Here is a 12,757-nt window from a genome sequence, read left to right on the forward strand (position 1 = left end):
ACTCTTAGACGAGTACAAGCATAACACAACCCCACTGGATTAATACTTTCTCTGCCACTCGGCGTCGCTCATCAGGGTATCTTTCTGCCCCATGAAGTAGCGATAGTAAGCGTCATAGGCCAGCACATTCTTCACATACCCGCGCGTTTCTGAGAACGGAATGCTCTCGACAAACGCCACCGCGTCGATGCGCCCGGCGCTGTTGCCAAGCCAGGTCCGCACGCGTCCAGGCCCTGCGTTATAGGCCGCAGACGAGAAGATACGGTTATTGCCGAACTGGGAATAGACATACTGCAAATAGCTGGTGCCGATGTTGATGTTAGTATCCGGGTCCAGCAGCTGCGACGGGCTGCTGTAGCCTGGAATATTAAACATCTTCACCGTGTGCGTGGCGGTGCCGGGCATGATTTGCATCAGGCCGCTGGCCCCAACCGGTGAGCGCACTTTCGGGTTCCACGCGCTCTCCTGACGGGCAATCGCCATCGCGTAGCTCTGCGGAATGTCTTTCCCGCTGGTGTAACGATCAAACAGATCTTTGTAGGCCAGCGGGAAACGCTCTTCCAGATGATCCCACAGCTTGCCGGCGATCGTCGCCTGCACGCTCAGATCCCACCAGCGGTTATCAAACGCGTAGCGCGCCAGCTGGGCTTTTTCGTCGTTACTGCGGCTGGTCACCAGTTTGGCCCACTCGCTGCGCGCCGTGTTATCCATGCTCCAGTACATCAGCTCGCGCACCCGCGCCATTTCCGGACCCTGAATCAGGGCTGAGTTGACGTTGGTCGGGGCTTTGTCGATTTTAAGCGTGTACTCCTCACCCAGGCGCTGCGCCGCCGCCATCGGGTAGAAGCCGCGCTGCTGCATCAGAGAGTGAAGGATCTCTTTCGCTTCGTCATCGCGCCCACGCTCCATCAGCAGATCGGCCTGCCAGTAGCGCCATTCGTCTTTCTCTTTGGCATCCATCGGCAGGCGGGAGAGCCAGGTATTTAAGCCCCGGCGATCGCCGGTGCCCAGCGCCATACGCACCCGGCGTTCCACCAGCGACGTAGAGTTCGAACGCATGATCGCATCGTCACGCCAGCGCGCCTGTTCGTCGGTGACATCGGTGCCCATCAGACGCCACGCGACGATATCGCGCAGATCCTGGGTTTGATCGTCGTTAAGCTGCTGCGCCTGAACCAGCTGCGGGATCATCAGCCGCGCGTTTTCTACATCGTCACGCGCCACGCTGGTAAAGGCCACCGCCGCCATCTGGCGCGTGAAATCCGTCGCGCCGGTCGAGCGGGCGAAGGTCAGTACGGAATTGGGATCGTTGGCGAGCTGAAGCACCGCCGTGGAAATGGTCTGATAATCGGACGGCATCTGTCCGGCCAGTGTGGTCACCAGACGGGTGTTCCCGGCTTTCATCGCCAGACGAATACGTTCGAGATAGGCCAGCGGATCTTGCTGGCCCGATGCACGCCAGGCGCCAAACAGCGAGTCACAGGCATTCGGCAGATTTTTACCCGTCAGCCACAGATCTTTTGCGCCGTTCCAGGCTTCCTGCTGTTGGCCCGTCGCCCATTTGGCGTAATAGAAATTACACTGCGCCTCGGTGGTGCCCGGTTTTTCCGGGCTGAAGGCCAGCAGGCCGCGCCAGTCTTCGCGTCGCGCCAGTTCGTTCACAAAGCGTGATTGCAAGGTGCGGGCGGGCGGCAACGTGGGGTTGGCCTGAATAAAATTAGCGACGGTGAGCGTCGGTTGGTTCATGAGATCGTCGGTTATCTGGCGATATTCCAGATACGGGTAGAGCGGATACTCTTTCAGCGTCGGCATAAGGGCCTGCACGGTATCCATCTGCTTACTGTCCCACGCCTGCTTGATCTGCGCATAGCGGTTGCGCTGTTCATCCAGTGAATCGGCATGCGCTGCGTGGCTTATCGTCATCACGCAGACGCTGGCAGCCAGCAGACGCCAGACCACCTGTTTGGCTTTTTCCACAAGCTCTTCCTCATTTTGTTGAATACTGTTGCGGCGTCTTGCCACCTACAAATGTAATGGATCTATGCTAACCAGGCATTCCGCAACACGCCACGTCATGGACACTTTTTTACCTTTCTTGCGCGTTTTAACACTCCCGACGTTCGTGTCTGGGATTAGGCCATGAAAAAGGCTACACTTCGCAGCTGTATACCATTTTCTTTACTATAAAAGAGGCGAAGTCCACGTGGCTCAATTCGTTTATACCATGCATCGTGTCGGCAAAGTGGTTCCGCCGAAACGTCATATTCTGAAAAATATCTCGCTGAGCTTCTTCCCGGGCGCAAAAATCGGTGTCCTGGGTCTCAACGGTGCCGGTAAGTCCACCCTGCTGCGCATCATGGCCGGCATCGATACCGATATCGAAGGTGAAGCTCGCCCGCAGCCTGGTCTCAAAATCGGTTATCTGCCGCAGGAACCGAAGCTGAACCCGGAACACACCGTTCGCGAATCCATCGAAGAAGCTGTTTCTGAAGTCGTTAACGCACTGAAAGGTCTGGATGAAGTCTACGCGAAGTACGCTGAACCGGATGCAGACTTCGACAAACTGGCGGCGCAACAGGGTAAATTCGAAGAAATTATCCAGGCGCACGACGGCCACAACCTGAACGTTCAGCTGGAGCGTGCGGCCGATGCCCTGCGCCTGCCAGACTGGGACGCGAAAATCGAAAAACTGTCCGGGGGTGAACGCCGCCGCGTCGCGCTGTGCCGTCTGCTGCTGGAAAAGCCAGACATGCTGCTGCTCGACGAACCAACGAACCACCTGGATGCCGAATCCGTTGCCTGGCTGGAACGCTTCCTGCACGACTTCGAAGGGACCGTTGTGGCAATTACCCACGACCGTTACTTCCTCGATAACGTCGCAGGCTGGATCCTGGAGCTGGACCGCGGGGAAGGTATTCCGTGGGAAGGCAACTACTCCTCCTGGCTGGAGCAGAAAGATCAGCGTCTGGCGCAGGAAGCTTCTCAGGAAGCGGCTCGTCGTAAATCGATTGAGAAAGAGCTGGAGTGGGTTCGTCAGGGCGCGAAAGGCCGTCAGTCTAAGGGCAAAGCCCGTCTGGCACGCTTTGAAGAGCTGAACAACTCCGAATACCAGAAACGTAACGAAACCAACGAACTGTTTATCCCACCTGGAGCACGTCTGGGGGATAAAGTCGTTGAAGTGAGCAATCTGCGTAAATCTTACGGCGATCGCCTGCTGATCGACGACCTGAGCTTCTCCGTGCCGAAAGGGGCGATTGTCGGGATTATCGGTCCGAACGGCGCGGGTAAATCGACGCTGTTCCGCATGATGTCCGGTCAGGAACAGCCTGACAGCGGCACCATTACGCTGGGCGACACCGTGAAACTGGCCTCCGTGGATCAGTTCCGTGACGCGATGGACAACAGCAAAACCGTGTGGGAAGAAGTTTCCGGCGGGCAGGATATCATGCGTATCGGTAACACCGAGATGCCGAGCCGCGCCTACGTTGGCCGCTTCAACTTCAAAGGTGTGGATCAGGGTAAACGCGTCGGCGAGCTGTCCGGTGGTGAACGTGGTCGTCTGCACCTGGCGAAACTGCTGCAGGTTGGCGGTAACGTTCTGCTCCTCGATGAACCTACCAACGACCTGGACATCGAAACCCTGCGCGCGCTGGAAAACGCCATGCTGGAGTTCCCGGGCTGTGCGATGGTGATCTCCCACGACCGTTGGTTCCTCGACCGTATCGCGACCCACATTCTGGATTACCAGGACGAGGGTAAAGTGGAGTTCTTCGAAGGTAACTTCACCGAATACGAAGAGTACAAGAAACGTACCCTCGGCGCGGATGCGCTGGAGCCAAAACGTATCAAGTACAAGCGTATATCCAAGTAAGTGCGTGGTTCGCCCGGCGGCGCTTCGCTTGCCGGGCCTACAAAAGAACGTAGGCCGGGTAAGGCGTAGCCGCCACCCGGCAATCACACCCCGACGTAAAACCGCTTCACCTCATCAAACTGCATCGCAAACTGGATATAGCTCATCAGCGCAGGCGAATTCAGCTTCCTGCTCGGATAGACCAGCCACAGCTCGTTTCCTTCTACGCTCCACTCCGGCAACACCTGCACCAGCGCCCCCTTCTCGATTTTATCTTCCAGCAAAAAAGCGGGCAGCAGCGTGATCCCCGCCCCGGCGATGGCACTTTCGCGTGCATACACCAGGTTATCCGTGACGTGCGCGTTGTCAGGCAGATGACGATAATCCTCGCCGTGCTGTCGCAGCAGCCACTCCGGCCAGGCTTTGTGGGTGATACAGCGGTGATCCACCAGCTGGCGCGGAAGGTCCAGCGGGGCAAATCGCGCCAGATAGTCGGGCGAGGCCAGCATGTAGCGCGGGCAGTTGCCAATCATGCGGCCAATCAGGGACGAATCCTGCGGTTTACCGGTGCGCAGCGCCACGTCATACCCCGACTCCACCAGATCCTGCACATCATCCGAAATACAGACATCGAGTGAGACATCCGGATAACGACGCTGGAACTCCGCGTTCAGATGAGCCAGCAGCGTGGCACCAATTCCCGCCGGGGAAGTGACGCGCAGCCGTCCGCCGGGGTTGTCGCGCAGACGCTGAATGGCGTATTCCGCGCGCTCGCTGGCCGCCAGCATCTCGCGGCAGTGCACCAGATAGTGCTCACCCGCATAGGTGAGATTGAGTTTGCGGGTGGTGCGGTTCAGCAGCCGGATACCAACCTGCTGCTCAAGTTGGCTGACCCGCTGGCTGACGCTCGATTTCGGCAGTCCCGCTTTTTGCGCCGCCGCGGTGAAGCTGCCCATCTCCGCCACCAGCGCAAACAGGGCCATATCCTGAAGCTGTTTAAACATCACTGTTCATCTCATGCGAACACTTTGTTATTGATTGTCCATCTTATCACGCAAGTGGCGACTTAATAGACTAGCCTCAACACACGCATTCCATAAGGAGTTCACCATGTCCGTTAAAGCTATTGCCGTTAATCCCGACCAGCCATCCACATTTATTGAGATCTCCCAGCCGATGCCGCAGCCCGGCGAGCACGACCTGCTGGTCGAAGTGAAAGCCGTCTCCGTGAACCCGGTCGACACCAAAGTCCATGCCAGCCTGAGTAAAAATGGCCTGCAAGCCCCGCGAATTCTGGGCTGGGACGCCAGCGGGATTGTGAAAGCGGTCGGCGCGAGTGTTACGCAGTTCAAAGCCGGTGACGAAGTGTGGTACGCCGGGGACATCACCCGTCCGGGCAGCAACGCCACGCATCAGCTGATTGACGCGCGCATCGTCGGCCACAAACCGCAGAGCCTCGACTGGGCCGCCGCCGCGGCACTGCCGTTGACCGCGCTAACGGCATGGGAAGGACTGTTTGAACGCCTGAATATTCAGGACGCCGGATCGGACAAAACGCTGCTGATCATCGGCGGTGCGGGCGGCGTCGGATCGCTGGCGATCCCCTTCGCCAAACACAACAGTAAGATCAAGGTGATCGCCACCGCCTCGCGCGAAGACTCAGCCCAATGGTGCCGGGATCGCGGCGCGGATCTGGTGGTGAATTATCGTGACCTGAAGGGTGAGCTGGCGAAGCACGACATCACATTCGTGGATTATATTTTCATCCTCAACGACACCGACGGGCACTGGGACGCGGTCAGCGAGTTGATTGCGCCGCAGGGGCATATCTGCACCATCGTGGAGAACGATCGTCCGCTGGATCAGAGCAAGCTGAAGTCGAAATCTGCCGCGCTGCACTGGGAATTTATGTATACGCGCAGCATGTACCAGACGGCGGATATGGCGCGCCAGGGTGAGATTCTGAACGAGGTGGCGAAGCTGGTGGATACCGGCGTGGTGGAAAGCTCGCTGAGCGAAACCCTGCACGGCTTAAGCGTAGAGAGCATCACCGAGGCGCACCGGAAAGTGCTGGACGGGCATATGCGCGGGAAGGTGGTGGTGGAGTTCTGAGGTCATTGTCCCCTCACCCCGGCCCTCTCCCCAAAGGGGCGAGGGAGAAAAGACAGCTCCGAGCGATCCCCTCTCCCCTTTGGGGAGAGGGGTAGGGTGAGGGGAATGTTACTCCCGCTCCCCCATCAACTCCTTCACCAGCTCCACGCAGCGCAGGAACCGGCCATCGTAGTCCGACTCCTCGACGTGAACGAATTCGACATTATTCTCGCGCAGCATATCCACCAGCATGGTCTGGAACTCTTTGCGGTCGACGGAACTGCCGAGGCTGCGCATTCCGTCGGCGACCCACGGGGTGTTGTTTTCCAGCAGGATCACCAGGTCGAACCGGTACTCGTCAATCAGCGCCTGCACGAACGGGTGCTCGCGCCCTTCGTACTTTTTACAGAACGCCTGGGTGGTGACAAAATCCGTATCGACAAATGCCACTTTGTTGGCGTATTTCACCGCGAAATCAATGTACTGAGCGTGGCCCAGCGCGATTTTGTCGTAGTCGGAATACTGGAGCGCCATCTCGTCACCGCCGAGGTGTGAGAAGACGTAATCCCGCCCATACTCCCACGCGCTGCTGGTGTTGAAGATGTTCGCCAGCTTGTTGACCAGCGTCGATTTACCGCTCGATTCGCCGCCCAGAATCGCCACCGTGCGCACAAAGAAGGGCTTCACTTCTGTCGGGATGTATTCCCAGTAGCGGAACGGGTTTTCGCGGATCTGCCCGCCGCTGATGTTCATGAAGGTGCGCTTAGGATCGATCAGCACCGTTTCGGTGCCCAGATGCTCGCGGAACTGCGGCGCATCGGACTCTTCAGAGGTGTAGATCCAGTTCGGAGCGATCCCCTTCTCTTCCATAAAGGCTTTGATGCCGTTGCTCCACACATCCCAGCCGTGCGGATATGGCTCCATGCCCTCTTCGTTAAAGGCATGAATGCGAATATTTTTCTGGTATTTAAAAGTCTGAAGCAGCCAGCGCAGGCGGTCCGAGACGGTCGGCTGCTGGGACATGGCGCTGTCTTCAAACAGGGCGCGGTCACGCGTGTCGTCGTAACCCATGATGATATGCAGCTCATCCACCTGACTACAGGCGCGCTGAATCAGATAGATATGGCCGGTGTGCAGCGGGTAGAACTTGCCAAACACCACGCCGATGTTCTTTTGCATGCGCGGGAATTCGAGGCCCAGAAAGCGGTGCAAAGCTTCCAGCTTTTGCGCGCTCGGGCTTTTGATTTTGGCATTCAGAAGCTGGCTTAAATAGCCCTTGGTCATTCCGCTGGCTTCCGCCACCTGCTGCAACGTGCAGCCCTTCTGGCGGATCGCGGTTTTCAGGTAGTCAAATGTTGACATAAATTACGGTGCCTCCTGCAAAATCGAATAGGTAATTATATGTCGTCAAAAACATTTAACGCATCAGACAGTTTCTTCACCGGGAAAATCTTCATCCCTTCCGGCACTTTTTTCGGCACGTTGGCAGCAGGCACAATCGCGCGACGGAAACCATGTTTCGCCGCTTCGGAGATACGCTCCTGTCCGCTCGGAACCGGGCGAATTTCCCCTGCCAGCCCCACTTCGCCAAAGACCACCAGATCCTGCGGCAACGGTCGGTTGCGCAGGCTGGAGACCATCGCCAGCAGCAGCGCCAGGTCAGCACTGGTTTCTGTCACTTTCACGCCGCCGACCACGTTGACGAACACGTCCTGATCCGCCATCTGTAGCCCGCCGTGGCGGTGCAGTACCGCCAGCAGAATCGCTAAGCGGTTTTGCTCAAGGCCGACTGCGACGCGACGCGGGTTACCCATCATCGACTGATCCACCAGCGCCTGAATCTCAACCAGCAACGGGCGCGTCCCTTCCCAGAGCACCATCACCGAGCTGCCCGGCGTCTCTTCTTCGCCACGGCTGAGGAAAATCGCCGACGGGTTGCTGACTTCACGCAGACCCTGTTCGGTCATGGCGAAAACGCCCAGTTCATTCACCGCACCAAAACGGTTTTTGTGGCTGCGCAGGGTGCGGAAGCGGGAATCAGCGTCGCCGTCGAGCATCACCGAGCAGTCGATGCAGTGCTCCAGCACTTTCGGACCGGCCAGCGAGCCGTCTTTGGTGACGTGACCAACCATCACGATTGCCACGCCGCGCGTTTTGGCGAAGCGCGTCAGATAGGCTGCGGTTTCGCGCACCTGGGCAACGCTGCCCGGCGAGGACTGAATGTCCGCCATGTGCATCACCTGGATGGAGTCGATAACCATCAGCTTCGGCTGCTCTTCATCGGCGATCATGCAGATCTGTTCGATGCTGGTTTCCGACAGCATGTTCAGATTGCCGGTCGGCAGACCGAGACGGTGCGCGCGCATCGCCACCTGTTGCAGTGACTCTTCCCCGGTGACATACAGGGTTTTCATTTGCTCAGAGAGCTTGCACAGGGTTTGCAGCAGCAGCGTCGATTTACCGGCACCGGGGTTACCGCCGATCAGGATCGCGCTGCCGGGTACCACGCCGCCGCCCAGGACGCGGTCGAACTCTTTAAAACCGGTGGAGAAACGCGGGACTTCATCGAGGCTGATCTCAGAAAGTTTTTGCACTTTCGAGACGCCGGCGTTGCCCGCATAGCCCGTCAGACGCTCGTTGCGGGCCACGGTTGGCGAAGCGGCCACGCGCACTTCGGTGATGGTGTTCCAGGCATGACAGGCGCTGCACTGCCCCTGCCAGCGCGGATAATCCGCACCACATTCATTACAGACAAATGCGCGTTTTGGAGCTTTCGCCACGGTTTACCTCTGATTATTTCTGATTCACGCTGCCAGACAGGATGCAGAACACGCCCATCAGATCAGCATGACGAATGGTGACTTCCGTCTTTTCGTTTACTTTTGGCTTGGCATGATAGGCGATGCCCAGACCCGCCACTTTGATCATCGGCAGATCGTTCGCGCCGTCGCCGATGGCAACGGTCTGCGCGAGAGGGATTTCGAATTTTTCCGCCAGGCGCGTGAGGGTGTTGGCCTTGTACTGCGCATCCACGATATCGCCGATCACTTCCCCGGTCAGTTTACCGTCGCGGATCTCCAGCTCGTTGGCCACCACCGTGGTCAAACGCAGTTTGTCGCGCAGGTAGTCCGCAAAGAAGGTGAAGCCGCCGGAGGCAATCGCCACTTTCCAGCCAAGCGTTTCGAGCTTCAGCACCAGCTGAGTGAGGCCTGGCATTAACGGCAGTTCATCGCGCACCTGGCGCAGGATGTTGGCATCGGCCCCTTTCAGGATGGCGACGCGCTGTTTCAGGCTGGCGGCAAAATCGAGTTCGCCGCGCATCGCGCGCTCGGTCACTTCCGCCACCATCTCGCCGCTGCCGGCCAGTTTGGCGATTTCGTCGATGCACTCAATCTGGATGGCGGTCGAATCCATATCCATCACCAGCAGCCCTGGCGTTTTAAGATGCGGGATTTTCCCCAGCGGAGCCACATCCAGCCCGGCTTCGTGTGCCAGACGGGTGGCGCGCTGCGTCAGCGAACCGGCCAGACGTAGCACCTGATAATCTTCCACGCACCAGGCCGCCACGATCACCATCGCCGCGCCGAGCTTGGTTTGGTATTGGGTCAGGCGCTGCTTATCCAGGCCACGGCCATACAGCAGCCAGCCGCTACGCCCCGCATGGTAGTCCAGAGGCATGACCTCGTCGCCACTTAATGAGAGCGGCAATCCTGGCCATAAAGAGACGTCATCGGTCAGGTCGCACCAGGTAATGTTCGGCATTGAAGCTCCTGTAAATTGGTTCGCGCCGGAAGGTTCCAGGGGGAAAATAACGCATGAGGCTACCCTGTAACCATCACTTCTGGCAACATTAAGCCGTAAATTTTCAGCAGGTGGAATATGGCTCGCGCAAAACTGAAATTCCGGCTACATCGTGCAGTGATTGTCCTGTCCTGCCTCGCGCTTCTGGTAGCGCTGATGCAAGGGGCATCCTGGTTTAGCCAGAATCATCAACGACAACGTAATCCACAGCTCGAAGAGCTGGCGCGAACCCTCGCCCGCCAGGTGACCCTGAGCGTCGCCCCCGCCATGCGCACCGAGACGCCGGACGATAAACGCATCGCGCAAATCCTGCGTCAGATTACGGAAAACAGCCGCATTCTGGACGCGGGCGTGTACGACGAAGAGGGCGATCTCATTGCCCGCGCCGGTGAGCACGTTGACGTCCGCGACCGGCTGGCACTGGACGGCAAAAAGGCCGGCGGCTATTTCAATCAGCAAATCGTCGAGCCGATTCAGGGCAAAAATGGCCCGCTCGGCTATCTGCGTCTCACCCTCGACACCCACACCCTGCCGACCGAAGCCAAACAGGTGGATAACACCACCAACATTCTGCGTCTGATGTTACTCCTTTCGCTGGCGATTGGCGTGGTGTTAACGCGCACGCTGTTGCAGGGCAAACGCACGCGCTGGCAGCAGTCGCCTTTCCTGCTGACGGCCAGCAAATCGGTGCCAGAAGAGGAAGAGAGCGAGAAGAAAGAATAGTGGTAAAATGGGCGGACGATTCGGAAAAGGAAATCTGCCATGACGACGCTCCGCCTGCTTATCTCTGACTCTTACGATCCCTGGTTCAACCTCGCGGTGGAAGAGTGCATCTTCCGCCAGATGCCTGCCACCCAGCGCGTGCTGTTCCTCTGGCGCAATGCCGATACGGTTGTCATTGGCCGCGCACAGAACCCGTGGAAAGAGTGCAATACGCGACGCATGGAAGAGGACAACGTCCGCCTGGCCCGTCGCAGCAGCGGCGGCGGCGCGGTGTTCCACGACCTCGGGAATACCTGCTTTACCTTTATGGCCGGGAAACCGGAGTACGATAAAACCATCTCCACGGCGATTGTGCTGAACGCCCTAAATGCCCTCGGCGTGACGGCGGAAGCCTCCGGGCGCAACGACCTGGTGGTCAAAACGCCGGAAGGCGATCGGAAAGTCTCCGGCTCGGCCTATCGCGAAACCAAAGATCGCGGTTTTCACCACGGCACTCTGCTGCTCAACGCCGATTTAAGCCGTCTGGCAAACTATCTCAATCCCGATAAGAAAAAGCTGCAGGCCAAGGGGATTACCTCGGTGCGCGGCCGCGTGGCGAATCTGGTTGAGCTGTTGCCCGGCGTGACCCACGAACAGATCTGCGCGGCGATCCAGGAGGCGTTCTTTGACCATTACGGCGAGCGCGTCGAGGCGGAAGTGATCTCCCCGCACCACACCCCGGACCTGCCGAATTTTGCCGAGACCTTTGCGCGTCAGAGCAGCTGGGAGTGGAACTTCGGTCAGGCTCCGGCGTTCTCGCATCTGCTGGATGAGCGTTTTACCTGGGGCGGCGTGGAGCTGCATTTCGACGTCGAGCGCGGAGTTATCACGCGCACGCAGGTGTTTACCGATAGTCTGAACCCGGCCCCGCTGGAAGCGCTGGCAGCCCGATTGCAGGGATGTTTGTATCGCGCGGAGTGTTTGCAGCAGGCGTGTGATGCGCTGATAGCAGAATTCCCGGAGCAGGAAAAAGAGTTGCGGGAGTTGTCGGCGTGGGTGGCGAAAGCGGTGCGGTGAGATGAGTGCGGTCTGGTGCCCTCACCCCGGCCCTTATGTCTTGATCTTCTCCGCTTCTGCGGAGAAGATCCCCGACTGATCATCGGGAGGTTACCGGTGAGCATCACCCGGCCCTGGTGCCACTGAGCCCGTGGGAGAGATTATGCCCCGGTAACCTGTTTCCCTGTCGCCTCAAGACCGAACGGTATCCTGTGCCCTGAGCACCCACATATAAGGATGGTCCGGCGATATTATTCATAAGGTTACGGAGTGCCATGATGGAGCTTATTCCTGTCGGCGTTGATATCGCCAAACTCAAATTTGATGTCGCCGTCCTGCTGCCTAATCAGAAATACAAAACCAAAAAATTCCCCAACACCTCTGCCGGATGCCGCGAGTTCCTCAGTTGGCTGGCACGTTTTGGCGACTGCCATGTCTGCATGGAAGCGACGGGCTGCTACAGCACTGAACTTGCCACCCTGCTGGCCGATAACGGCTGCTGTGTCAGCCTCGAAAATCCTGCCCGCATACACGCGTTTGGCAATACGGAGCTGACCCGCAACAAAACAGACAAAAGTGATGCGGCACTGATAGCCCGCTACTGCGCCCTGCATCAACCCGCCCCCTGGTATCCTGCACCACTGAGTGAGCGTCAGCTGACGGCGCTGGTACGCCACCTGCGTAATCTGGAAGAGATGCGGCAGATGGAGATGAACCGCCTTGAAGCAGCCGACGAGGTCATTGTTCCCTCACTGCATGAACACGTCGCCATGCTGGATGAACTGATTGACGAAACACGAAAGAAAATCAGCCAGCACATCGATGATAACCCTGACCTGAAGCGGGACAGGGAACTGCTGAAGAGCATCCCCGGGATCGGTGAAATGCTGAGCGTGAGCCTGCTGGCGTTCGCGGGTAATCTGAGACGGTTCAGTGACAGTAAGGCACTGGTGGCTTACGCCGGGCTGAATCCACGGCGCTGTGAGTCGGGGATGTGGAAAGGAAAGAGCAGGCTGTCAAAAGTAGGTCACGCAGAGCTGCGCAGTGCGCTGTATATGCCGGCAGTGGTGGCGGGAAGGTGCAATGAGGTGGTTAAAAATCTGATGGACAGGCTGGCAGCGAGAGGAAAAACAGGGAAGGAACGCGTATGTGCCGGGATGAGAAAACTGCTCCAGCTGGCTTATGGCGTGGTGAAATCCGGACGAGAATTTAATGCTGAAATACCGCTTGCCGGATAACCGACAAGACGGTATCTCT

At 58.1% G+C, this 12,757-nt stretch carries 10 protein-coding genes; 5 read left to right on the forward strand and 5 right to left on the reverse strand.

The annotated features are described in order from the left end of the window. Positions 1 to 39: 39 nt before the first annotated feature. Complete coding sequence (gene sltY, locus AC3WS9_RS18600) at positions 40 to 1,977, reverse strand: murein transglycosylase (RefSeq protein WP_492489787.1); 1,938 nt, start codon at positions 1,975 to 1,977, stop codon at positions 40 to 42. A gap of 226 nt (positions 1,978 to 2,203) precedes the next feature. Here sltY and ettA point away from each other — a divergent pair, with 226 nt between their 5' ends. Continuing rightward, complete coding sequence (gene ettA / locus AC3WS9_RS18605) at positions 2,204 to 3,871, forward strand: energy-dependent translational throttle protein EttA (protein WP_100777722.1); 1,668 nt, start codon at positions 2,204 to 2,206, stop codon at positions 3,869 to 3,871. A gap of 83 nt (positions 3,872 to 3,954) precedes the next feature. Here the strand turns inward: ettA and AC3WS9_RS18610 are convergent, their stop codons facing one another. Then, complete coding sequence (locus AC3WS9_RS18610) at positions 3,955 to 4,854, reverse strand: LysR family transcriptional regulator (protein ID WP_285153723.1); 900 nt, start codon at positions 4,852 to 4,854, stop codon at positions 3,955 to 3,957. A gap of 106 nt (positions 4,855 to 4,960) precedes the next feature. Here AC3WS9_RS18610 and AC3WS9_RS18615 point away from each other — a divergent pair, with 106 nt between their 5' ends. Beyond that, positions 4,961 to 5,962 (forward strand): zinc-binding alcohol dehydrogenase family protein, encoded by a 1,002-nt coding sequence (locus tag AC3WS9_RS18615; RefSeq protein ID WP_492489789.1) that lies wholly within the window; start codon positions 4,961 to 4,963, stop codon positions 5,960 to 5,962. Between the two features lie 108 nt (positions 5,963 to 6,070). On the opposite strand, the gene nadR is transcribed toward AC3WS9_RS18615, so the two are convergent. The 3 genes from nadR to serB are packed head-to-tail and all read right to left on the reverse strand — an operon-like array spanning position 6,071 to position 9,703. After that, positions 6,071 to 7,303, reverse strand: coding sequence for a multifunctional transcriptional regulator/nicotinamide-nucleotide adenylyltransferase/ribosylnicotinamide kinase NadR (nadR, locus tag AC3WS9_RS18620; protein WP_282493472.1), 1,233 nt, complete (start codon positions 7,301 to 7,303; stop codon positions 6,071 to 6,073). Positions 7,304 to 7,338: 35 nt separating this feature from the next. After that, positions 7,339 to 8,721: a DNA repair protein RadA gene (gene radA / locus AC3WS9_RS18625; protein WP_282493471.1), complete on the reverse strand. Its 1,383-nt coding sequence runs from the start codon at positions 8,719 to 8,721 to the stop codon at positions 7,339 to 7,341. Between the two features lie 13 nt (positions 8,722 to 8,734). Continuing rightward, positions 8,735 to 9,703 (reverse strand): phosphoserine phosphatase, encoded by a 969-nt coding sequence (gene serB, locus AC3WS9_RS18630; RefSeq protein ID WP_492489791.1) that lies wholly within the window; start codon positions 9,701 to 9,703, stop codon positions 8,735 to 8,737. 117 nt (positions 9,704 to 9,820) lie between these two features. On the opposite strand from serB, the gene AC3WS9_RS18635 reads away from it, so the two are divergent. The 3 genes from AC3WS9_RS18635 (at position 9,821) to AC3WS9_RS18645 (ending at position 12,738) form a co-directional block, all read left to right on the forward strand. Beyond that, positions 9,821 to 10,465 carry a YtjB family periplasmic protein gene (locus AC3WS9_RS18635; protein ID WP_282493469.1) on the forward strand — a complete coding sequence of 215 codons (645 nt, stop codon included), beginning with the start codon at positions 9,821 to 9,823 and terminating at the stop codon, positions 10,463 to 10,465. Between the two features lie 39 nt (positions 10,466 to 10,504). After that, positions 10,505 to 11,521 (forward strand): lipoate--protein ligase, encoded by a 1,017-nt coding sequence (gene lplA, locus AC3WS9_RS18640; protein WP_492489794.1) that lies wholly within the window; start codon positions 10,505 to 10,507, stop codon positions 11,519 to 11,521. A gap of 254 nt (positions 11,522 to 11,775) precedes the next feature. Continuing rightward, the gene (locus AC3WS9_RS18645; protein ID WP_492486735.1) at positions 11,776 to 12,738 is read left to right on the forward strand and encodes an IS110 family RNA-guided transposase; all 963 of its coding nucleotides are present in this window, start codon (positions 11,776 to 11,778) and stop codon (positions 12,736 to 12,738) included. Positions 12,739 to 12,757: the final 19 nt, after the last annotated feature.

The sequence above is a fragment of the Lelliottia sp. EB106-05-01-XG201 genome, assembly GCF_058791735.1.